Source organism: Burkholderia sp. 22PA0106, assembly GCF_047497155.1.
GTDB lineage: Bacteria > Pseudomonadota > Gammaproteobacteria > Burkholderiales > Burkholderiaceae > Burkholderia.
This window is the reverse complement of sequence record NZ_CP163163.1, coordinates 2309043-2331012: the sequence shown is the minus strand read 5'-3', so window position 1 is coordinate 2331012 and position 21970 is coordinate 2309043. Positions and strand designations below refer to the sequence as shown.

General features: G+C 66.0%; 19 protein-coding genes. 16 read left to right on the top strand and 3 right to left on the bottom strand.

Going from position 1 to position 21970, the window contains the following annotated elements; all coding sequences use genetic code 11:
- Positions 1–8: 8 nt before the first annotated feature.
- The 3 genes from AB4850_RS25115 to map form a co-directional block, all read right to left on the bottom strand.
- Positions 9–2243, bottom strand: a complete 2235-nt coding sequence (locus tag AB4850_RS25115) for a pseudouridine synthase (RefSeq protein WP_414442192.1) — start codon at positions 2241–2243, stop codon at positions 9–11.
- 16 nt (positions 2244–2259) lie between these two features.
- Positions 2260–4836, bottom strand: a complete 2577-nt coding sequence (locus AB4850_RS25110) for a [protein-PII] uridylyltransferase (protein ID WP_414442191.1) — start codon at positions 4834–4836, stop codon at positions 2260–2262.
- 123 nt (positions 4837–4959) lie between these two features.
- A complete protein-coding gene (gene map, locus AB4850_RS25105) occupies positions 4960–5769 on the bottom strand; it encodes a type I methionyl aminopeptidase (RefSeq protein WP_414442190.1) in 810 nt (269 codons plus the stop codon).
- Between the two features lie 442 nt (positions 5770–6211).
- Between map and rpsB the strand changes: the two genes are divergently transcribed.
- The 16 genes from rpsB (at position 6212) to AB4850_RS25025 (ending at position 21911) form a co-directional block, all read left to right on the top strand.
- Positions 6212–6952 (top strand): 30S ribosomal protein S2, encoded by a 741-nt coding sequence (rpsB, locus tag AB4850_RS25100; RefSeq protein WP_414442189.1) that lies wholly within the window; start codon positions 6212–6214, stop codon positions 6950–6952.
- A 179-nt stretch (positions 6953–7131) separates the two neighbouring features.
- Positions 7132–8013 carry a translation elongation factor Ts gene (gene tsf, locus AB4850_RS25095; protein WP_414442188.1) on the top strand — a complete coding sequence of 294 codons (882 nt, stop codon included), beginning with the start codon at positions 7132–7134 and terminating at the stop codon, positions 8011–8013.
- A gap of 166 nt (positions 8014–8179) precedes the next feature.
- Positions 8180–8893, top strand: a complete 714-nt coding sequence (pyrH, locus tag AB4850_RS25090; protein WP_414442187.1) for a UMP kinase — start codon at positions 8180–8182, stop codon at positions 8891–8893.
- 87 nt (positions 8894–8980) lie between these two features.
- Complete coding sequence (frr, locus tag AB4850_RS25085) at positions 8981–9541, top strand: ribosome recycling factor (RefSeq protein ID WP_414442186.1); 561 nt, start codon at positions 8981–8983, stop codon at positions 9539–9541.
- Between the two features lie 50 nt (positions 9542–9591).
- Positions 9592–10374 (top strand): polyprenyl diphosphate synthase, encoded by a 783-nt coding sequence (uppS, locus tag AB4850_RS25080; protein ID WP_414442185.1) that lies wholly within the window; start codon positions 9592–9594, stop codon positions 10372–10374.
- On the top strand, positions 10368–11210 hold the full coding sequence (locus tag AB4850_RS25075; protein ID WP_414442184.1) for a phosphatidate cytidylyltransferase: 843 nt from the start codon (positions 10368–10370) through the stop codon (positions 11208–11210). Before uppS ends, AB4850_RS25075 begins: the two co-directional genes overlap by 7 nt.
- A 21-nt stretch (positions 11211–11231) precedes the next feature.
- Positions 11232–12428, top strand: coding sequence for a 1-deoxy-D-xylulose-5-phosphate reductoisomerase (locus tag AB4850_RS25070; RefSeq protein ID WP_414442183.1), 1197 nt, complete (start codon positions 11232–11234; stop codon positions 12426–12428).
- A gap of 13 nt (positions 12429–12441) precedes the next feature.
- Complete coding sequence (gene rseP, locus AB4850_RS25065) at positions 12442–13827, top strand: RIP metalloprotease RseP (RefSeq protein WP_414442182.1); 1386 nt, start codon at positions 12442–12444, stop codon at positions 13825–13827.
- 67 nt (positions 13828–13894) lie between these two features.
- Positions 13895–16201, top strand: coding sequence for an outer membrane protein assembly factor BamA (bamA, locus tag AB4850_RS25060; RefSeq protein WP_414442181.1), 2307 nt, complete (start codon positions 13895–13897; stop codon positions 16199–16201).
- Between the two features lie 67 nt (positions 16202–16268).
- Positions 16269–16772: an OmpH family outer membrane protein gene (locus AB4850_RS25055; RefSeq protein WP_414442180.1), complete on the top strand. Its 504-nt coding sequence runs from the start codon at positions 16269–16271 to the stop codon at positions 16770–16772.
- 16 nt (positions 16773–16788) lie between these two features.
- Complete coding sequence (gene lpxD / locus AB4850_RS25050) at positions 16789–17874, top strand: UDP-3-O-(3-hydroxymyristoyl)glucosamine N-acyltransferase (protein WP_414442179.1); 1086 nt, start codon at positions 16789–16791, stop codon at positions 17872–17874.
- Between the two features lie 129 nt (positions 17875–18003).
- Positions 18004–18474 carry a 3-hydroxyacyl-ACP dehydratase FabZ gene (gene fabZ / locus AB4850_RS25045; protein ID WP_414442178.1) on the top strand — a complete coding sequence of 157 codons (471 nt, stop codon included), beginning with the start codon at positions 18004–18006 and terminating at the stop codon, positions 18472–18474.
- Positions 18475–18524: 50 nt separating this feature from the next.
- A complete protein-coding gene (gene lpxA / locus AB4850_RS25040) occupies positions 18525–19313 on the top strand; it encodes an acyl-ACP--UDP-N-acetylglucosamine O-acyltransferase (protein ID WP_414442177.1) in 789 nt (262 codons plus the stop codon).
- A 2-nt stretch (positions 19314–19315) separates the two neighbouring features.
- A complete protein-coding gene (lpxB, locus tag AB4850_RS25035; RefSeq protein WP_414442176.1) occupies positions 19316–20485 on the top strand; it encodes a lipid-A-disaccharide synthase in 1170 nt (389 codons plus the stop codon).
- Entirely contained in the window at positions 20482–21132 is a 651-nt protein-coding gene (gene rnhB / locus AB4850_RS25030) for a ribonuclease HII (RefSeq protein WP_414442175.1), read from the top strand. The genes lpxB and rnhB overlap by 4 nt, the downstream gene beginning before the upstream one ends.
- The gene (locus tag AB4850_RS25025; RefSeq protein WP_414442174.1) at positions 21129–21911 is read left to right on the top strand and encodes a TrmH family RNA methyltransferase; all 783 of its coding nucleotides are present in this window, start codon (positions 21129–21131) and stop codon (positions 21909–21911) included. Before rnhB ends, AB4850_RS25025 begins: the two co-directional genes overlap by 4 nt.
- Positions 21912–21970: the final 59 nt, after the last annotated feature.

Sequence of the window (21970 nt, the reverse complement as noted above, 5' to 3'; positions counted from 1 at the left end):
ACGCATCGTCAGAACGTCTCGTCGGGTGACAGGTAGCGCCACTCGCCTTGCGGCAGCGCGCCCAGCATCACGCGGCCCATCCGCACGCGCTTCAGGCCGATCACCTCCAGCCCCACCAGCTCGCACATGCGGCGAATCTGGCGCTTCTTGCCTTCGCGCAACACGAAACGCAACTGCTCGCCGTTCTGCCAGCTCACCATCGCGGGCTTCAGCGCAACGCCGTCGAGTTCGAGGCCGTGACGCAGTTGCGCCAGCAATTCGGCCGGGAAGTGCTGATCGATATCGATCAGTTGCTCGCCGAAGCGCACGCGCACCAGATATTCCTTGTCGACGTCCGAATTCTCGCCGATCAGTTGCTTGGCGACCACGCCGTTTTGCGTGAGCACCAGCATGCCGGTCGAATCGATGTCGAGACGGCCCGCCGGCGCGAGCGCGCGCAGTTGCATCGGCGAGAAGCGCAGCGGCGAGCGGTCGCCGCTCCAGTGGTTTTCGCGCGTGATCAGCGTGACGGCCGGCTCGTAGCCGTCCTCGGCCTGGCCCGACACATAGCCGACCGGCTTGTGCAGCAGGATCGTGACCTGCGCGGCTTGCGCGGCTTGCGCGCGATCGTCGATTTCGATCTTCTGGTCCGGGCGGACCTTGGTGCCGAGCGTGTCGATGCGTTCGCCGTCGACGAGCACCCAGCCCTTTTCGATCCATTCATCCGCTTCGCGGCGCGAGCAAAGGCCGAGCTCCGACATGCGCTTCGAGAGACGCATCATGCCCGTTTCGTCTTCCGACTCGAATGATTCGGCGCGTGCCTTGACGGGTTGCGCGGTCTTGAGGCGCGAGGGGGCGGCGCGTTCGGCGCTGTCGCGGGCGGGGCGGTTTTCGCTGCTGCGTTGCGGGCGGTCGCCGTCGCGCGAGAAGCGGGGGGCGCCTTCGCGTTGGGGACGGTCGCCGAAGCGTGCAGGGCGTTCGACATCGCGGGCGGGGCGGCTTTCGCTGCTGCGTTGCGGGCGGTCGCCGTCGCGGGAGAAGCGAGCACCGCCTTCACGCGGGGGGCGGTCGCCGAAGCGTGCAGGGCTATCGCCATCGCGGGCGGGGCGGCTTTCGTTGCTGCGTTGCGGACGATCGCCGTCGCGGGAGAAGCGAGCACCGCCTTCACGCGGGGGACGGTCGCCGAAGCGCGGGCGTTCGCCGTCGCGAGCCGGGCGGTTTTCGTTACTGCGTTGCGGACGGTCGCCGTCGCGGGAGAAACGAGCGCCGCCTTCACGCGGGGGGCGATCGCCAAAACTCGGGCGTTCACCGTCACGCGCCGGACGGCCTTCGCTGCTGCGTTGCGGGCGATCGCCGTCGCGAGAGAAGCGAGCACCGCCTTCACGCGGGGGACGATCGCCGAAACGCGGGCGTTCGCCATCGCGAGCGGGACGGCCTTCGCCGCTGCGTTGCGGACGGTCGTCGTCGCGGGAGAAACGAGCGCCGCCTTCACGCGGGGGGCGTTCACCATCACGCGCCGGACGGCCTTCGCCGCTGCGTTGCGGGCGATCACCATCGCGGGAGAAACGAGCGCCGTCTTCACGCGGGGGACGATTGCCAAAACTCGGGCGTTCACCATCACGCGCCGGGCGGCCTTCGCCGCTGCGTTGCGGGCGATCACCATCGCGAGAGAAACGCGCGCCGCCTTCGCGCGGGGGACGATTGCCAAAACTCGGGCGTTCACCATCACGTGCCGGGCGGCCTTCGCTGCTGCGTTGCGGACGGTCACCATCACGGGAGAAACGAGCACCGCCTTCGCGCGGCGGACGATTGCCAAAACTCGGGCGTTCACCATCACGTGCCGGGCGGCCTTCGCCGCTGCGTTGCGGGCGATCGCCATCTCGCGAGAAACGAGCGCCACCTTCACGCGGCGGACGGTCGCCAAAACTCCGGCGTTCGCCATCGCGCGCCGGGCGGCCTTCGCTGCTGCGTTGCGGACGATCCCCATCACGCGAGAATCGCGCTCCGCCTTCACGCGGCGGCCGATCCCCGAAACGCGGGCGCTCGCCGTCACGCGCCGGCCGGCCTTCCGGCCGCGGACCGCGTGGGCCGGCCGGTTTGCCGCCTGCCGGGCGCGGGCCGGCCTTGCCGGCCGATTTGGGTTTCGCGCCGGCCGGATCGGGCGCGGGACGCGTGGCCTTGCGGCCGACGAGGCTGCCTGAGCGGACCGGGGCGCGGGACGGCGATGCCGGACGGGGATTCTTGATGGTCAGTTTGGTGCGCATAAACGCTGGTATTCAGTCAGGCTGCGATCGCGCGCAGCAATTCGGTTTCGACCTGGATCTGCAGGCGGTTGTCGGACAGGCCGGCGCCGTCGAGCAGGAACACGTCCTCGACGCGCTCGCCGAGCGTATTGATCCGCGCCGCATGGACGCCGACCCGATGCTCGGCCAGCACGCGCGCGATCGAATAGAGAAGGCCCGGCCGGTCGTTGGCCGACACGGACAGGATGTAGTACTGACCACGCTCGTCCGCGCGCAGGTCGACGCGGGGCGTGATCGGGAAGCTGCGGGAGAGCCGCGAGAGGCGGCCCTTCGACGGCTCCGGCAGCAGTGTCGAACTCGACAGGCGATCGGCGAGCTGCTGCTCGACGAGATTCGCGATGTCGCGATACTGCACGTCGTGCTCGGTTTGCGTGACGATGAAATTGTCGAGCGCGTAGCCGTGCTTGGTGGTGCTGATGCGGGCATCGAGCACCGACAGCCCGTTACGGTCGAAGTAGGCGCAGATCCCGGCGAACAGGTCCGAGCGGTCCTTCACGTAGACGAGCACCTGCAGTGCGTCGCCGACCGGCGACGGCCGGGCGCGCACGATGGCCGTTTCGGCATGCACGTGCCGGTACAGCACACGCGTTTGCCAGGCGATGTCGGCCGCGTCGTGGCGCAGGAAATAACCGACGTCGAGCTGATCCCAAAGCGGCTTGTGCACGTCGGCCGGCACCGTTTCGAGACGCAGCAGGGCCAGCGCCTCGTCGCGGCGCGTTTGCAGCTCCGAGTGCGCGTCGGGCCGCGCGCCGCCGAGCACGGCGCTGGTGACCCGGTACAGATCCTCGAGCAGCTTGCCCTTCCAGGTGTTCCACACCTTCGGGCTGGTGCCGCGGATGTCGGCTACCGTCAGCAGGTAGAGCGCCGTCAGCCAGCGCTCGTTGCCCACCACGGCGGCGAAGCGCTTGACGACTTCCGGGTCGCTCGTGTCCTGCTTCTGCGCGACCTGGCTCATCGTCAGATGCTGCTCGACGAGCCAGACCACCAGCGCGGCATCGTCGCCGGTGATGCCGTGTTCGCGGCAGAAGCGCCGCGCGTCGTCCATCCCGAGCTTCGAATGGTCGCCACCGCGGCCCTTGGCGATGTCGTGGAACAACGCCGCCACGTACAGCACCCAAGGCCGCTCGAAATTCGCGATCAGCTGGCTGCAGAACGGATATTCGTGCGCATGCTCGGCCACCGCGAAGCGGCGGATGTTGCGCAGCACCATCAGGATGTGCTGGTCGACCGTGTAGACGTGATACAGGTCGTGCTGCATCTGCCCGACGATGCGGCGGAAGTTCAGCAGATAACGGCCCAGCACGCTGGTCTGATTCAGCAGGCGGAACGCGTGCGTGATGCCCTCGTTCTGCTGCAGGATCTTCATGAACGTGGCGCGGTTGCGCGGGTCGCGCCGCCACGCGCCGTTCATCACGTCGCGCGAGTTGTAGAGCGCGCGCAGCGTGCGCGCCGACAGGCCCTTCACGCCGCGCGTGGTTTCGTACAGCAGGAACGCTTCGAGCACGGCGTCGGGGTGCTGCTCGAACACGTCGTCGGAGACGATTTCGAGCATGCCCTGCTTTTCGACGAAACGGCCCGGCGACAACTCGCGCGTGATGCCGCTGGTGGCCGGGAACAGTTGCGCCTCGATGTTCTGGATCAGGATGGTCGCCAACTGCGTGACGGCCTTGGCCGCCCAGTAATAGCGGCGCATCAGTTGCTCGCTGGCGCGCTTGGCGGCGGTCGGCACATAGCCGAAGCTCTCGGCCGCCTGCGTCTGCAGGTCGAACACGAGGATGTCCTGGCGGCGGCCCGTGATCACGTGCAGCCGCGCGCGCAGCGCCTTCAGGAAACCCTCGTTGCGGCGCAGCTCGCGGGCCTCGCGCGCGCTGATCAGGCCGCGCGCGTCGAGTTCGCGCCAGCTATTGCCGAAGCCGGCGGCCCGCGCGATCCAGAGGATCGTCTGCAGGTCGCGCAGGCCGCCCGGGCTTTCCTTGAGGTTCGGCTCGAGGCTGTACGGCGTGTCCTGGAATTTCGCGTGACGTTGACGCATCTCCAGCACCTTGGCCTGGAAGAACGCGAGGGGGTCGAGCGCCTCGCGATAGCGCGTCACGGCGCGCTTGAACAGCGTCATGCTGCCCGTGATGCGGCGCGCCTCCAGCAGGGAGGTTTGCACCGTCACGTCCTGCGCCGCTTCGTCGATGCATTCGCCGACGGTCCGCACGCTGCTGCCAATTTCCAGCCCGAGATCCCAGGCCATGCCGATGAAGCGCTCGATACGCGTGTCGAACTCGCCGGCATGCGTGTCGGGCAACAGCACCAGGATATCGACGTCCGAATGCGGGGACAGTTCTCCGCGCCCGAAACCGCCGACCGCCACCAGCGCCAGCGAGCCGGGCAGGCCGCATTCGGTCCAGATCTGGCGCAGGGCGTCGTCGGTGGCGCGCGACAGCGCGCGCATCAGGGCTTCGACATGGGTCGCGGCGCGAAAGCGCGCGATCAGCTCGGCCTTGACGGCACGGAACTCGGCCTTGCGCAGCGGCGCTTCGATGTCGGGAATGGCGATAACGCTCATGGGTGACGGGGCGGGCGAATCGGGTGGAACGGCGGGGCGATGCGGTCAGGCATCGGCGCGATGAAACCGGGTGTGGCTCGATACGATTCGGCGCGGGCCGTGTGCATGGCCCGCGCCGCGAGGTCAGGCGACGAGCGCCTCGAGCTCGGGCCGCGCCGGCGTGCCGGCCGACACCGTCAGCACGTCATAGCCGGTCGGCGTGACCAGCACGGTGTGTTCCCACTGCGCGGACAGGCTGCGGTCGCGCGTCTTGACGGTCCACTGGTCGGGCATGGTGCGGATATCGCGCTTGCCGGCGTTGATCATCGGCTCGATCGTGAAGATCATGCCTTCGACGAGTTCGATGCCGGTGCCCGGGCGGCCGTAGTGCACCACCTGCGGATCTTCGTGGAACACCGTGCCGATGCCGTGCCCGCAATATTCGCGCACGACGCTGTAGCCGCGGCTTTCCGCATGCTTCTGGATGGCGTGGCCGATATCGCCCAGATGCGCGCCGGGGCGCACCTGTTCGATGCCGAGCCACATGCATTCGTAGGTGGTTTGCGCGAGGCGCTTGGCCAGGATCGATGCTTCGCCCACCAGGAACATCCGGCTCGTGTCGCCGAAGTAGCCGTTCTTGATCACGGTGATGTCGAGGTTTACCGCATCGCCGTTCTTGAGCACCTTGTCGCCGGGGATGCCGTGGCAGATCACGTCGTTGACCGACGTGCAGATCGCCTTCGGGTACGGCGGATAGCCGGGCGGCTGGTAGTTCAGCGGCGCCGGGATCGTGCCCTGCACGTTGCTCATGTACTCGTGGCAGAGGCGGTCGATCTCGCCCGTCGTGGTGCCGGCGACGACGAACGGCGTGATGTAGTCGAGCACTTCGCTCGCAAGCCGGCAGGCGACGCGCATCTGCTCGATATCGTGTTCGTTCTTGATCGTGATGGCCATGATTCAGTGCCTGAAAACAATGCGTGTAATTACGGGATTATCGCACCTTCTGGGGGTGGTCGGAGCCGTTGTCCGGCGAGGGTTTCGCTTGGCGGCGGGGAGCGGGGCGGTGCGCCGCCGTGGTGCAGCCGCGCGAGGCCGACATCGGCGCGTCACGTTGTGTCGGCAAAATGGAAGGGACGGATCGATAACGGGTTTGCCCGAATGGCGCCTCGATCGGCAAAGCGACGGATGACTTGAGAGTCGTCATTTCGGCGTGCTATACTCTTTGGCTAAGTCTCGATCCGCTTGCAATTCCTGCAAGAATGGCTCGGAACTGAACGGTGCGCGCGGTTTCGCGAGCACCGAATCGCAAGCCGGCGCACCCCCTGGGTGTCGCGCGCAACTTTGCCGCGATACGGCAGCCGGCTTAAGACCCAAACCCTAGCGGAGTATTACTCTCATGGCAGTCACGATGCGCCAAATGCTGGAAGCCGGTGTCCACTTCGGTCACCAAACGCGCTTCTGGAACCCGAAGATGGCCCCGTTCATTTTCGGTCATCGCAACAAGATTCACATCATCAACCTCGAAAAGACGTTGCCGATGTTCACGGATGCACAGAAGTACGTGCGTCAACTGGCAGCAAACCGTGGCACGATCCTGTTCGTCGGCACGAAGCGTCAATCGCGCGACACGATCGCTCAGGAAGCGCAACGCGCGGGCATGCCGTTCGTGAACGCACGCTGGCTCGGCGGCATGCTTACCAACTTCAAGACGCTGAAGGTATCGATCAAGCGCCTGAAGGACATGGAAGCGGCTGTCGAATCGGGTGAAACCGAGAAGATGAGCAAGAAGGAAGCGCTGCTGTTCGAACGCGAAATCGCCAAGCTGCAAAAGTCGATCGGCGGCGTGAAGGACATGGGCGGCATTCCGGATGCGATCTTCGTGATCGACGTCGGCTACCACAAGATTGCCATCACCGAAGCCGCCAAGCTGGGCGTGCCGGTCATCGCCGTGGTCGATACGAACCATTCGCCGGAAGGCGTGGATTACGTGATCCCGGGTAACGACGACTCGAGCAAGGCTGTCGCGCTGTACGCCGAAGGCGTGGCCGACGCGATCCTCGAAGGCCGTGCCAATGCGGTCAACGAAGTGGTCCAGGCAGTGCGTGGCGACGACGAGTACGTCGAAGAGAACGCGTAACCGGTTCCGAGCCGGCGCAAAAAGGGGGCTCTGAACAGGCCCCCTTTTTTAAGCCGCTTTTCCCCGGAGCGTGGCGTGTCGGGCGCGAAAAATCGTGCGCCGGCGCAAATCGTCGGAAACGAATGCCCGCCGTCCGGGTCGAAGGGCGGCGTTGTGAATACAGACTCAAGGAGCGAATGATGGCGGCAATTACCGCAAGCATGGTGGCAGAACTGCGCGCAAAGACCGATGCACCGATGATGGAGTGCAAGAAGGCGCTGACGGAAGCCGACGGCGATCTGGGCAAGGCTGAAGAACTGCTGCGCGTGAAGCTCGGCAACAAGGCGAGCAAGGCAGCATCGCGCGTGACGGCCGAAGGCATCGTCACGGCGTTCGTCGGCAACGGCGCCGGCGCGCTGGTCGAACTGAACTGCGAAACCGATTTCGTCGCGAAGAACGACGATTTCCTGGCCTTCGCCAAGACGGTGGCCGAACTGGTCGCCACGCAAAACCCGGCCGACGTCGCTGCCCTGGCAGCCCTGCCGCTCGACGGCAAGACGGTCGACGAAGTGCGTCTGGCCCTGGTCGGCAAGATCGGTGAAAACATCTCGATCCGCCGCTTCGTGCGCCTCGAAACCGCCAACCAGATCGCCACGTACCTGCACGGCGCACGCATCGGCGTGATCGTCGAGTACACGGGTGCGGACGAGCAGGTCGGCAAGGACGTCGCGATGCACGTCGCGGCCATGAAGCCGGTCTCGCTGTCGTCGGAACAGGTTCCGGCCGAGCTGATCGAAAAGGAACGCCGCGTTGCCGAGCAGAAGGCTGCCGAATCGGGCAAGCCGGCTGAAATCGTCGCCAAGATGGTCGACGGCAGCGTCCAGAAGTTCCTGAAGGAAGTCTCGCTGCTGAACCAGCCGTTCGTGAAGAACGACAAGCAGACGATCGAACAGATGCTGAAGGCCGCCAATGCTGCGGTGCAACAGTTCTCGCTGTTCGTGGTCGGCGAAGGCATCGAAAAGCGCCAGGACGATTTCGCCGCCGAAGTGGCGGCGCAAGTCGCGGCAGCCAAGCAGCAGTAAGCCTCACGCAGTCATGTCGTACCCGCGGCGGGCGCTCGCCCCGCCGCGGTTCGGTAGCGCCCGGAGTGTGCCTGGGTTCCGGTACACAATTTGGCAGCGCTTGCCCGAATCAGTATTTCGCCCCTACAGTTCGTGCTTGTCATCCTCTCGTCGCCTGGAAGCCCCTATGCCCAATGCCTATAAACGCGTCCTCCTCAAACTTTCCGGTGAAGCGCTGATGGGCGATGATGCCTTCGGCATCAACCGTGCGACGATCGAGCGGATGGTGGCGGACATCGCCGAGGTGGTGCGTCTCGGCACGCAACTGGCCGTGGTGATCGGCGGCGGCAACATTTTCCGTGGTGTGGCAGGCGGCGCGGCCGGCATGGACCGCGCGACCGCCGATTACATGGGGATGCTCGCGACGATGATGAACGCGCTGGCGCTGCAGGATGCCATGCGCCACGCCGGCATCGAGGCGCGCGTGCAATCGGCGCTGCGCATGGATCAGGTCGTCGAGCCGTACATCCGGCCCCGCGCGATCCGCCAGCTCGAGGAAGGCCGGGTGGTGATCTTCGCGGCCGGCACCGGCAACCCGTTCTTCACGACCGACACGGCCGCCGCGCTGCGCGGCTCGGAAGTGGGTGCGGAAGTGGTGTTGAAGGCTACCAAGGTCGACGGCGTGTACACGGCCGATCCCAAGAAGGATCCGTCCGCCACGCGTTACACGACGATCAGCTTCGACGAAGCGATCGGCCGCAATCTGCAGGTCATGGACGCCACCGCCTTTGCGCTGTGCCGCGACCAGAAGCTGCCGATTCGCGTGTTTTCGATCAACAAGCCCGGTGCGCTCAAGCGTATCGTGCAGGGCGAGGACGAAGGTACGCTCGTCCACGTATAAAATCACGCCGACTCAGGCCGGGCATGACGCCGCTGGCGATATGCCGGCCTGTGCCGTTTTGAAGGTTCGAAGGTTTCGGAGGTTGAAATGAGTGTCGCTGATGTGAAGAAGGGCGTCGAGCAGAAGATGCAGCGCTCGATCGATGCGTTCAAGAACGATCTGGCGAAGATCCGTACGGGCCGTGCGCACACGGGCATGCTCGATCACGTTCAGGTCGATTACTACGGCTCGATGGTGCCGATCTCGCAGGTGGCCAACCTGACGCTGGTCGACGCCCGCACGATCGGCGTGCAGCCGTGGGAAAAGCCGATGGTGGCCAAGGTCGAAAAGGCGATCCGCGAATCGGATCTGGGCCTGAACCCGGCCACTTCGGGCGACAGCATTCGCGTGCCGATGCCGGCGCTGACGGAAGAGCGCCGCCGCGAGCTGGCCAAGGTCGTCAAGAGCGAAGGCGAAACGGCCAAGGTCGCCGTGCGCAACCTGCGCCGCGATGCCAACGAGCAACTGAAGAAGCTCGTCAAGGACAAGGAAATCTCGGAAGACGACGAGCGCCGCGCCAGCGACGAAGTCCAGAAGCTGACGGACAAGCACGTCGCCGAAATCGACAAGCTCGTGGTGTCGAAAGAAGCCGAGATCATGACGGTCTGACGCGCAACGCGCGCGTTGCACTTTTTCCCTCGGTTACTGTCTCTGCGGCCATGACTTATACCAGCTCTACCGTTCGCGTACCCGACGTGGCCATCGTGCCGCGTCACATCGCGATCATCATGGACGGCAACGGCCGTTGGGCGACCGAGCGTCGCCTGCCGCGCGTGGCGGGACATACGCGCGGCGTCGACGCAGTCCGGTCGGTCGTGGAAGGGTGCGCGCGCGCCGGCGTCGAATATCTGACGCTGTTCGCCTTCAGTTCAGAGAACTGGCGGCGGCCGAACGACGAAGTGTCGTTCCTGATGCGGCTGTTCATTACCGCGCTCGAGCGCGAGGTCGGCAAGCTGCACGCGAACGGCATCCGCCTGCGCGTGGTCGGCGATCTCGACCGTTTCGAGCCGCGCATCCGCGAGCTGATCCGCCGCGCGGAAACCAAGACCGCGCGCAACACGCGCCTGACGCTGACCATCGCCGCGAACTACGGCGGCCGCTGGGACATCCTGCAGGCCACCAGGAAGCTGATCGCGCAGGCCGTCAGCGAGGGCCGCGAGGTCGAGGTGACCGAAACGGCATTCGCCGAGCATCTGGCGATGGCCTATGCGCCGGAGCCCGACCTGTTCATCCGTACCGGTGGCGAACAGCGCGTGAGCAATTTCCTGCTCTGGCAACTTGCCTATACCGAGTTCTACTTCACGGGCAAGTTCTGGCCCGATTTCGACGCCAATGCGCTGGCCGATGCGCTTGCGTCCTATACCGATCGCGAGCGCCGGTTCGGCCGAACCAGCGCCCAGCTCGAACCCCAGTCTCAGGACGTCGACTCCCTTTCATGCTGAAGACCCGTGTTGTCACGGCGGTCGTGTTGCTGGCCATTTTGCTGCCGGTGACGCTGTTCGCGCCGCTTGCGGCATTTGGCGCGCTGATCGCGCTGGTGCTCGTGTTCGCCGCCTGGGAATGGGCACGTCTGCTCAAGTTGGGTGCTGCCGGTTCGGTGGTCTATGCGCTCGTCGCGGCCGTGGCGCTCGGCGCCAGCATGCAGCTTGGCGGCGGCGTGGATACCGGCTTCGGGCCGTCGCGCCCCCTGATCGAAGCGGCGGCGGTGTTCTGGCTGCTGGCCGGGCCGTTCGCGCTCTGGCGCAAGCCGGTGCTGGCCGAGCGGGCCTGGCGCCCGTTCCTGCTGGTGGCCGGCCTGGTGGTGTTCGCCGCCTGCTGGCACGCCGTGGTTGCCGCGCGCGCGGCCGGCATCCCGTTCGTGCTGTCGCTGCTGCTTGTCGTGTGGCTCGCCGATATAGGCGCATACTTCGCGGGCAAAGCGTTCGGCAAGCACAAGCTGGCCGTGTCGATCAGCCCGGGCAAGACCTGGGAAGGCGCGGCGGGCGGCTGGCTGGCGGTGATGATCGTCGCGGGCCTCGCGATCGGCCTGCATGCTTTCGAACCGACCCTGTTTTCATCGCTTGCGCAGCGCTTCGGTGCACCGGGCGCCTTCGCTGCACTGACCGTGTTGGTCGTGTACAGCGTGATCGGCGACCTGTTCGAATCGCTGCTCAAGCGTCAGGCCGGCGTCAAGGATTCGAGCGGGTTGCTGCCGGGCCACGGCGGCGTGCTCGACCGTGTCGATGCGCTGCTGCCGGTGCTGCCGCTGGCGGTGCTGCTGCTCGGCCAGACCGCTTAAAAACACTAGATCTTCGTCATCATGCAAAAACGCCTGACTATCCTCGGTTCGACTGGCTCGATCGGCGAGAGCACGCTCGACGTCGTCGCGCGCCACCCCGATCGCTTCTCGGTCTACGCGTTGAGCGCGCACCGCAACGGCGACAAGCTCGTCGAGCAGTGCCTGAAGTTCGCGCCCGAGGTGGCCGTGGTCGGCAGCGCCGAACTGGCTGCTCAGGTCGAAGCGAAGCTGCGCGCGGCCGGCAGCCGCACCGAAGTCACGTACGGCCCGCAAGCGCTGGTCGCGGTGGCGCAGTCGGACGCGTGCGACACCGTGGTGGCCGCCATCGTCGGCGCGGCCGGCCTGCCGTCGAGCCTGGCCGCGGCGCGCGCCGGCAAGCGCATCCTGCTCGCGAACAAGGAATCGCTGGTAATGTCGGGTTCGATCTTCATGGACGCCGTGCGCGACCATGGCGCGATCCTGCTGCCGGTCGACAGCGAGCACAATGCGATCTTCCAGTGCATGCCGCGCGACATCGCCGAGCACGGCGGTATCGCCAAGATCATCGTGACCGCCTCGGGCGGCCCGTTCCGCACGCGCGAGCCGGCCACGCTGGTCGACGTGACGCCGGACGAGGCCTGCAAGCACCCGAACTGGTCGATGGGCCGCAAGATTTCGGTCGATTCGGCCACGATGATGAACAAGGGCCTCGAAGTGATCGAGGCGCACTGGATCTTCGGCTTGCCGAGCGAGCGGATCGACGTGCTGATCCATCCGCAGAGCGTGATCCATTCGCTGGTGTCGTACAAGGACGGCTCGGTGCTCGCGCAGCTCGGCAACCCCGACATGCGCACGCCGATCGCGCATGCGCTGGCGTTCCCGGATCGCGTCGATGCCGGCGTCGCCCAGCTCGATCTCGCGCAGATCGCCACGCTGAACTTCGAAAAACCCGATTTCGCGCGTTTCCCGTGCCTTGCGCTGGCGATCCAGTCGCTCGACGCGGGCGGCGTGGCCAGCGCCATGCTGAACGCGGCCAACGAGATCGCCGTGGAGGCGTTCCTGGCACGCCGCATCGGCTTCATGGACATCGCCCATACGGTGGATGCGGTGCTCGACCGTCTGGCGAATCGCGAACCCGACGGCCTCGACGACGTGCTGGCGGCCGATGCCGAAGCGCGCCGTGCGGCCGACGCCGTGATCGCGAATCTGCCTGTCCCGCGCGCGGAGCGCGCAGCCTGACCGAGAGGGGCGCATGAATGTGCTGATCGAGCTGGTGGCGTTTGCAGTGGCGATCGGTGTGCTGGTCGTCGTTCACGAATACGGGCATTACAGCGTCGCGCGGCTGTGCGGCGTGAAGGTGCTGCGCTTCTCGATCGGCTTCGGCACGGTGTTGCTGCGGCATACGAGCCGCCGCACCGGCACCGAATGGACACTCTCGGCGCTGCCGCTCGGCGGCTACGTGAAGATGCTCGACGAGCGCGATCCCGGCCCGGACGGCATCGCCGCTGGCGATTTGCCGCAGGCGTTCAATCGCCAGTCGGTCTGGAAGCGGATCGCGATCGTCGCGGCTGGCCCGCTCGCCAATTTCCTGCTCGCGATCGTGCTGTTTTCGTCGGTGTTCGCGACGGGCGTGACCGAGCCGGCGGCGATCGTGGCGGCACCGGCCGCCGACACGGTGGCCGCGCGGGCCGGCTTCGACGGCGGCGAAACCATCGTGTCGATCCGCGATGCGCACGGCGGCGCGAGCGAGCCGGTGCGATCGTGGTCGGATCTGCGCTGGAAGCTGCTCGGGGCGACGATCGATCATCGCAACGTGATCCTCGGCGCCCGTTCGGGCAGCGGCGCGACCTACGATTTTCGCGTGGACCTGAGCGGTGTCGATCCGAATACGGCCGACGATGATTATTTGTCGCACCTCGGTTTCGAACCGGGCGGCGGCTCGCTGTCGATTTCGGCGGTCACGCCGGGCAGCGCCTCGGAGCAGGCCGGCCTGCAGCCCGGCGACAAGCTGGTGGCGCTGGACGGCAAGCCGGTATCGGGTGCCGCGCGTTTCATCGATGCGATCAAGTCGCACGCGGGCCGTCCGCTTGCGCTGCAGATCTCGCGCGGTGACGCCGAGCGCACGCTGACCATCGTGCCGCATGCCGAGCGCGATGCCACGCCGGGCGCGAACGGCGCGCAGGTCGGCCGGATCGGCGCGGCGCTGGCGCTGCATGCGCCGTCCGTGGACGTGCGCTACGGCGTGCTCGAAAGCGTCAACCTGGGCGTGCGTCGTACCTGGGGTATTTCGGTGTATTCGCTGAAGATGTTCGGGCGGATGCTGACGGGCGAGGCTTCGCTGAAGAATCTGTCCGGCCCGGTGACGATCGCCGACTACGCGGGCAAGAGCGCGCGGCTCGGTTTATCGGCCTTCCTGTCGTTTCTGGCGCTGGTCAGCATCAGTCTCGGCGTGCTGAACTTGCTGCCGATTCCGGTTTTGGACGGGGGGCATCTGTTATATTATCTGGTTGAAGCCGCGACCGGGAAGGCCGTTTCGGAACGCTGGCAACTGATTCTGCAAAGAGCGGGGTTGATCTGCATCGTCGCACTGTCGGCGATTGCGCTCTTCAACGATCTGTCTCGTTTAATCCATTCATGAAGCGTCGGGCGAGGGCTGCGAGGGCCGTCGCCTGATCTGATGCAAGCTTAAATACTGGGGATGCACGTTGTTCAAACCTCATCGCTTCGTACCCAAGACTGTAGCCGCCGCGGCACTCGCCGTGCACGGACTCGCAGCCCACGCGACATCGCCGTTCGTCGTGCAGGATATCAAGATCGAGGGCTTGCAGCGTGTCGAAGCCGGTTCGGTGTTCGCCTACCTGCCGATCAAACAAGGCGATACGTTCACGGACGACAAGGCATCCGAAGCAATCCGCGCGCTGTATGCCACGGGCTTCTTCAATGACGTGAAGATCGCGACGCAAGGCAGCGTCGTGATCGTGCAGGTGCAGGAGCGTCCGGCGATTTCGGCGATCGACTTCACCGGCATCAAGGAATTCGACAAGGACAACCTGACCAAGGCGCTGCGCGCGGTCGGGCTGTCGCAAGGCCGCTACTACGACAAGTCGCTGGTGGACAAGGCCGAACAGGAACTGAAGCGCCAGTACCTGACGCGCGGCTACTACGCCGCCGAAGTCACCACCACGATCACGCCGGTCGACGCGAACCGCGTCTCGATCCTGTTCTCGGTGGCCGAAGGCCCGAGCGCCAAGATCCGCCAGATCAACTTCATCGGCAACAAAACCTTCAGCACGAGCACGCTGCGCAATGAAATGCAGCTGTCGACGCCGAACTGGTTCTCCTGGTACACGAAGAACGACCTCTACTCGAAGGAAAAGCTCACGGGCGACCTCGAGAACGTTCGTTCGTACTACCTGAATCGCGGTTATCTCGAGTTCAACATCGAGTCGACGCAGGTGTCCATCTCGCCGGACAAGAAGGACATGTACCTGACGCTGACGCTGCACGAGGGCGAGCCGTATACGATCTCGAGCGTACAACTGTCGGGCAACCTGCTCGACCGTCAGGCCGAACTGCAGAAGCTGGTCAAGATCAAGGCCGGCGAGCGCTTCTCGGCCGAAAAGCTGCAGGCCACCACCAAGGCGATCGTCGACAAGCTCGGTGAATACGGTTACGCATTCGCCACCGTCAACGCCCAGCCGGCCATCGATCAGGCCACGCACAAGGTCGGCCTGACGCTGGTGGTCGATCCGAGCCGCCGCGTGTATGTGCGCCGCATCAACGTGGTCGGCAACTCGCGCACGCGCGACGAAGTCGTGCGCCGCGAAATGCGCCAGCTCGAAAGCTCGTGGTTCGATTCGAGCCGCCTCGCGCTGTCGAAGGATCGCGTGAACCGCCTCGGCTACTTCACCGACGTCGATGTCTCGACCGTGCCGGTGGACGGCACGACCGACCAGGTCGACGTCAACGTCAAGGTGACCGAAAAGCCGACCGGCGCGATCACGCTGGGCGCCGGCTTCTCGTCGACCGACAAGGTCGTGCTGTCGGCCGGTATCTCGCAGGACAACGTGTTCGGTTCGGGCACCAGCCTGTCGGTCAACGTCAACACGGCGCGCAGCTACCGCACGCTGACGGTGACCCAGGTCGATCCGTACTTCACGGTGGACGGCATCAAGCGCATCACCGATGTGTTCTATCGCACGTACCAGCCGTTGTACTACTCGACCAATTCGAGCTTCCGGATCATCACGGCCGGTGGCGACATGAAGTTCGGCATCCCGTTCTCGGAAGTCGATACCGTGTTTTTCGGCGTGGGCTTCGAGCAGAACCGCCTGGACGTCGATGCGGACACGCCGCAGAGCTACCAGGATTACGTGCAGCAGTTCGGCCGCGTGTCGAACTCGGTGCCGCTGACGGTGGGCTGGTCGCGCGACGCGCGTGACAGCGCGCTGATCCCGAGCCGCGGTTACTTCACGCAGGCCAATATCGAGTACGGCGCGCCGATCGACAAGATCCAGTACTACAAGGCCGACATCCAGGCCCAGTACTACTATTCGTTCTCGCGCGGCTTCATCCTGGGCCTGAACTTCCAGGGCGGCTACGGTAACGGCATCGGCAACGCCTACCCGATCTTCAAGAACTACTACGCGGGCGGTATCGGTTCGGTGCGTGGCTACGAGCCGAGCTCGCTGGGCCCGCGCGACACCAAGACCAACGATCCGATCGGCGGTTCGAAGATGCTCGTCGGCAACATCGAGCTGACGTTCCCGCTGCCGGGCACCGGTTACGACCGCACGCTGCGCGTGTTCACGTTCTTCGACGGCGGTAACGTCTGGGGCAATGCACCGGGCGGCACCAGCACGGGCGCCAACGGCCTGCGTTACGGCTATGGCGTGGGTCTCGCGTGGATCTCGCCGATCGGCCCGCTCAAGCTGAGCCTCGGCTTCCCGCTGCAGAAGCACGAAGGCGACCAGTACCAGAAATTCCAGTTCCAGATCGGTACGGCATTCTGATCGGAACCGCAACATCAAACGCATCGAGAGGGTAATTTTGCTAACCGGTAAGTTTTCGAAACGAGTGATGTGCGCGTTGGCGCTCGCTGCTGCGCTCGGCGCGACGGCCGCGCAGGCGCAGGACGTCGCTCGGATCGCGGCGGTCAATTCCGACCGGATCCTCCGCGAGTCGGTGCCGGCCAAGGCGGCGCAGACCAAGCTCGAAGCCGAGTTCGCGAAGCGCGACAAGGACCTGCAGGACATGGCCGCGCGCCTCAAGACGCTGTCGGATTCTCTCGACAAGAACGGGCAATCGCTGTCGGCCGCCGATCGCGCACAGAAGCAGCGCGATCTGGCCCAGCTCGACACCGATTTCCAGCGCAAGCAGCGCGAGTTTCGCGAAGACCTGAACCAGCGTCGCAACGAGGAACTCGCGGCCGTGCTGGAGAAGGCGAACAAGGTGATCAAGCAGATCGCCGAACAGCAGAACTACGATCTGATCGTGCAGGAGGCTGTCTACGTCAGCCCGCGCATCGATATCACCGACAAGGTGCTGAAGGCGCTCGCGTCGCCTTCCGGTTCGTTGAACTGACCAGGACGGAGCACGCATGGCATTGACGCTTGAGGCACTCGCCCAACGTTTCGGCGGGGACATCGCCGGCGATTCGCACTGCCAGGTCGCCGGCCTGGCGCCGCTCGATCAGGCTGGCCCGAACCAGCTCGCGTTCCTCGCCAATCCGAAATATCTGTCGCAGGTCGAGACCACCCGCGCCGGCGCGGTGCTGATCAAGCCGCAGGATCTCGAGAAGCTCGGCGCGGCCGCGGAAGGCCGCAACTTCATCGTCACCCCGAACCCCTACGCCTATTTCGCGCGCGTCGCGCAGATGTTCATCGATCTGGCCGCGCCGAAGCGTGCGTCGGGCGTGCATCCGAGCGCGAACGTCGATGCTGCCGCGCAGGTGGCGGCGAGCGCCGTGATCGGCCCGAACGTGACGGTCGAGGCGGGCGCGGTGATCGGCGAGCACGTGCGGCTCGACGCCAACGTGTTCGTCGGGGCCGGCACCAAGATCGGAGAGGGCTCGCATCTGTATCCGAACGTGGCGATCTATCACGGCTGCGACATCGGCGTGCGTGCGATCATCCATTCGGGCGCCGTGATCGGTTCCGACGGGTTCGGCTTCGCGCCCGATTTCGTCGGCGATGGCGCAGAGCGCACCGGTACCTGGGTGAAGATCCCGCAGGTCGGCGGCGTGAAGATCGGCCCGGACGTCGAGATCGGCGCGAACACCGTGATCGACCGAGGCGCGATGGCCGACACGGTCATCGAGGAATGCGTCAAGATCGACAACCTCGTGCAGATCGCGCACAACTGCCGCATCGGCGCCTATACGGTGATCGCCGGCTGTGCCGGCATCGCGGGCAGCACCCATATCGGCCGCCATTGCATGATCGGCGGCGCGGTCGGCATCGCCGGCCACGTCACGCTCGGCGATTACGTGATCGTCACGGCGCAATCGGGCGTATCGAAATCCCTGCCGAAGGCAGGCATCTACACGAGCGCGTTCCCGGCCGTCGACAACGGCGAATGGAACCGGAGCGCAGCGCTCGTGCGCAATCTCGACAAACTGCGCGACCGCATCCGCTCGCTCGAAACCGCGCTTGCCGCGCGGAACGACGGACCCGCGCAGGACTGAACGTCGAAACAGGGCGCGGTGCTCGGCCGGGATCGGCCGCCACCGCGATCAAACAGGGCCGCTCCGCGCTTCGGGCGGTCCTCGGCATTTGCATCATCACCGCGCAGTGATTGCGTGAGACGAACCATCATGAGCATCGAACAAATCAATTTCGACATCCACAAGATTCTCACGCTGCTGCCGCATCGTTATCCGATTCTGCTCGTCGACCGCGTGCTCGAACTCACCCCGCACGAAAGCATCAAAGCCCTGAAGAACGTCACGATCAACGAGCCGTTCTTCCAGGGCCACTTTCCGCAGCGTCCGGTGATGCCGGGCGTGCTGATCATCGAGGCGCTGGCGCAGGCCGCGGCGCTGCTCACGTTCAGCGAGGAATCGTCCACGGTCGATCCGAGCAATTCGCTGTACTACTTCGTCGGCATCGACGGCGCGCGCTTCAAGCGCGTGGTGGAGCCGGGCGATCAGCTGATCCTGAACGTCAAGTTCCAGCGCTATATTCGCGGCATCTGGAAGTTCTCGGCCACGGCGGAAGTCGATGGCAAGGTGGCGGCGGAAGCCGAACTGATGTGCACGGTGAAGCCGGCCGACGCGGCGCCCTGAGCGACGCGCGGCGCAACCGAGGCACGACTGACTAAGAGAGGCAACCGCGCATGAGCAGGATTCATCCCACGGCCATAATCGAACCGGGCGCGCAGCTCGACGCCACGGTCGAGATCGGCCCGTACGCGATCATCGGCGCGAACGTGACGATCGGCGCACGCACCACGATCGGCTCGCACAGCGTGATCGAAGGGCACACGACGATCGGCGAAGACAACCGCATCGGCCATTACGCGTCGATCGGCGGGCGTCCGCAGGACATGAAGTACAAGGACGAGCCCACCCGGCTCGTGATCGGCGATCGCAACACCATCCGCGAATTCACGACGATCCACACCGGCACCGTGCAGGACACCGGCGTGACCACGCTCGGCGACGACAACTGGATCATGGCCTACGTGCACATCGGCCATGATTGCCGGGTCGGCAACCACGTGATCATGTCGAGCAACGCGCAGATGGCGGGGCACGTCGAGGTGGGCGACTGGGCGATCGTCGGCGGCATGTCCGGCGTGCACCAGTTCGTGCGGATCGGCGCGCATTCGATGCTGGGCGGCGCATCGGCGCTGGTTCAGGACGCGCCGCCGTTCGTGATCTCGGCCGGCAACAAGGCCGTGCCGCACGGCATCAACGTCGAGGGGCTGCGCCGCCGCGGCTTCTCGGCCGAGTCGATCAGCACGCTGCGCAGCGCGTACCGGGTCGTCTACAAGAGCGGCAAGACGCTCGACGAGGCCAAGGCCGAACTGCGCGAGCTGGTGGCCGCGGGCGGCGAGGGCGTGGAAGCGCTGACGGCCTTCGTCGACTTCATCGACGCCTCGCAACGCGGCATCATCCGCTGACGATGGCGCTCACTTCGACTCCGCTGCGTCTCGCGCTCGTCGCGGGCGAGCCGTCGGGCGACCTGCTCGGCGCGTCGCTGCTGGGCGGGCTGCACGCGCGCCTGCCCGGTTCCGCGCACTACTACGGCATCGGCGGGCCGCGCATGATGACGGCCGGCTTCGATTCGCACTGGCCGATGGATCGCCTGACGGTGCGCGGCTATGTCGAGGCGCTCAAGGAAATCCCCGGCATCCTGCGCATTCGCACCGAGCTCAAGCGCCAGTTGCTGGCCGAGCCGCCCGACGTGTTCGTCGGCATCGATGCGCCGGACTTCAATTTCGGCGTCGAGCAATCGCTGCGCGACGCCGGCATTCCGACCGTTCACTTCGTGTGCCCGTCGATCTGGGCCTGGCGCGGCGGGCGGATCAAGAAGATCGTCAAGTCGGTCGATCACATGCTGTGTCTGTTTCCGTTCGAAACGGCGCTGCTCGAGAAGGCCGGCGTGGCCTCGACCTACGTGGGTCATCCGCTGGCCGACGACATCCCGCTCGAACCCGATACGCGCGGCGCGCGGATCGCGCTCGGCCTGCCCGAAAGCGGCCCCGTGATCGCGGTGCTGCCGGGCAGCCGGCGCTCCGAAATCGGCCTGATCGGGCCGACGTTCTTCGCGGCCATGGCGCTGATGCACCAGCGCGAGCCGGGCGTGCGCTTCGTGATGCCGGCGGCCACGCCGCAGTTGCGCAGCCTGCTGCAGCCGCTCGTCGATGCACATCCGCAACTGCCGCTGACGCTGACCGACGGCCGCTCGCAGGTCGCCATGACGGCGGCCGACGCGATCCTCGTCAAGAGCGGCACGGTGACGCTCGAAGCGGCGCTGCTCAAGAAGCCGATGGTGATCTCGTACAAGGTGCCCTGGCTGACGGGGCAGGTGATGCGCCGGCAGGGCTATCTGCCGTACGTCGGGCTGCCGAACATCCTGGCCGGCCGTTTCGTGGTGCCCGAACTGCTTCAGCATTTCGCGACACCCGAGGCGCTGGCCGATGCGACGCTCACGCAGTTGCGCGACGATGCCAACCGCCGCACGCTCCACGAGATCTTCACCGAGATGCATCTTTCGCTGCGCCAGAACACGGCCGCGCGCGCGGCCGAGGCGGTCGAGCGGGTGGTGGCGAACCGGAAGCCGCGCGCATGAACGTTATCCGCAAGAAGCGCGGCGCGGCGGCCATCGTCGTGGCCGAGCAGCCCGGGTTCGCGTTCGACGCGCCGGGCGAGATCGTCTGCGGCGTGGACGAAGCCGGACGCGGCCCGCTGGCGGGCCCGGTGGTCGCCGCGGCCGTGATCCTCGATCCTGCACGGCCGATCGTCGGCCTCGACGACTCGAAGGCGCTCAGCGCGAAAAAGCGCGAGGCGCTCTACGCCGAGATCGTTGCCCGCTCGCTCGCCTGGTGCGTGGCGTCGGCCAGCGTCGAGGAAATCGATACGATCAATATCCTGCATGCCACGATGCTGGCGATGCGGCGTGCCGTCGAGGGGCTGTCGGTGGTGCCGACGCTCGCGAAGATCGACGGCAACCGCTGCCCGCCGCTGACCATCCGCAGCGAAGCGATCATCGGCGGCGACGCGCTGGTGCCGAGCATCTCGGCCGCCTCGATCATCGCGAAGGTCACGCGGGACCGCCTGCTGGTCGATCTGCACGCGAGCTTCCCGCTCTACGGTTTCGACGTCCATTCCGGCTACGGCACGCCGAAACACCTCTCCGCGCTGCGCGAGCACGGGCCGTGCGAGCACCATCGTCGCTCGTTCGCGCCGGTGCGCGCGGCGCTCGATATCGTCCGATGAAACTGATTACCTCGCGCGACAACCCGCTGTACAAGCGCCTGAAGGCGCTGGCGGGCTCGACGCAGCAGCAACGCCGCGGCGCGCAAGCGCTGCTCGAAGGGCTCCACCTCGCGTCGGCCTATCTCGACGCATGCGGCCAGCCTGAACTCTGCGTCGTGACCGACGGCGCGCTCGTGCACGGCGAAACCCATGCGATCGTCTCGCGCGTCGAACCGCAGCGCGTGGTGTCCTTGCCCGATGCGCTGTTCGGCCAGTTGTCGAGCGTCGTCAACGGCGTCGGCATGCTGCTGCTGGTCGAACGCCCCGCCGCCGAACTGCCGGAACGCCTGACGCAAACGGCCGTCGTGCTCGACGGCGTGCAGGATGCCGGCAACGTCGGTTCGATCCTGCGCAGCGCCGCCGCAGCGGGCATCGGCCAGGTGTTCTGCGTGCGCGGCACGGCCTATGCGTGGTCGTCGAAGGTGCTGCGCTCGGGCATGGGCGCGCATTTTCTGTTGCAGATTCATGAGGACATGGAGGCCGATGCGCTGATTCCGCGTCTCGGCGTGCCGGTCGCGTTGACCGATTCGCACGGCGCGCAGGCGATCGACGACTGTGACCTGAGCGGCCCGGTGGCGTGGGTGTTCGGCAATGAAGGGGCGGGCGTGTCGGCCGCCTGGCGCGAGGCCGCCGGCTTGCGCGTGACGATTCCGCAGCCCGGTGGCATGGAATCGCTCAACGTGGCGGCAGCGGCGGCCGTCTGCCTGTTCGAGCAGTGCCGGCAACAGCGCAAGCGCTGAACCGGCGGCAACGCAACGCATGCGGGATGGAAGCGGCGGGTCACTTCGGTGGGCCGCCG

Bases quoted from the DNA above. Each gene is read 5' to 3' on its own strand.
- rseP (WP_414442182.1), top strand. From the start codon at position 12,442: ATGAATGTGCTGATCGAGCTGGTGGCGTTTGCAGTGGCGATCGGTGTG.
- tsf (WP_414442188.1), top strand. From the start codon at position 7,132: ATGGCGGCAATTACCGCAAGCATGGTGGCAGAACTGCGCGCAAAGACC.
- AB4850_RS25115 (WP_414442192.1), bottom strand. From the start codon at position 2,243: ATGCGCACCAAACTGACCATCAAGAATCCCCGTCCGGCATCGCCGTCC.
- AB4850_RS25055 (WP_414442180.1), top strand. From the start codon at position 16,269: ATGTGCGCGTTGGCGCTCGCTGCTGCGCTCGGCGCGACGGCCGCGCAG.
- rnhB (WP_414442175.1), top strand. From the start codon at position 20,482: ATGAACGTTATCCGCAAGAAGCGCGGCGCGGCGGCCATCGTCGTGGCC.
- lpxA (WP_414442177.1), top strand. From the start codon at position 18,525: ATGAGCAGGATTCATCCCACGGCCATAATCGAACCGGGCGCGCAGCTC.
- fabZ (WP_414442178.1), top strand. From the start codon at position 18,004: ATGAGCATCGAACAAATCAATTTCGACATCCACAAGATTCTCACGCTG.
- AB4850_RS25075 (WP_414442184.1), top strand. From the start codon at position 10,368: ATGCTGAAGACCCGTGTTGTCACGGCGGTCGTGTTGCTGGCCATTTTG.
- rpsB (WP_414442189.1), top strand. From the start codon at position 6,212: ATGGCAGTCACGATGCGCCAAATGCTGGAAGCCGGTGTCCACTTCGGT.
- uppS (WP_414442185.1), top strand. From the start codon at position 9,592: ATGACTTATACCAGCTCTACCGTTCGCGTACCCGACGTGGCCATCGTG.
- frr (WP_414442186.1), top strand. From the start codon at position 8,981: ATGAGTGTCGCTGATGTGAAGAAGGGCGTCGAGCAGAAGATGCAGCGC.
- AB4850_RS25110 (WP_414442191.1), bottom strand. From the start codon at position 4,836: ATGAGCGTTATCGCCATTCCCGACATCGAAGCGCCGCTGCGCAAGGCC.
- lpxB (WP_414442176.1), top strand. From the start codon at position 19,316: ATGGCGCTCACTTCGACTCCGCTGCGTCTCGCGCTCGTCGCGGGCGAG.
- map (WP_414442190.1), bottom strand. From the start codon at position 5,769: ATGGCCATCACGATCAAGAACGAACACGATATCGAGCAGATGCGCGTC.
- pyrH (WP_414442187.1), top strand. From the start codon at position 8,180: ATGCCCAATGCCTATAAACGCGTCCTCCTCAAACTTTCCGGTGAAGCG.
- AB4850_RS25070 (WP_414442183.1), top strand. From the start codon at position 11,232: ATGCAAAAACGCCTGACTATCCTCGGTTCGACTGGCTCGATCGGCGAG.
- AB4850_RS25025 (WP_414442174.1), top strand. From the start codon at position 21,129: ATGAAACTGATTACCTCGCGCGACAACCCGCTGTACAAGCGCCTGAAG.
- lpxD (WP_414442179.1), top strand. From the start codon at position 16,789: ATGGCATTGACGCTTGAGGCACTCGCCCAACGTTTCGGCGGGGACATC.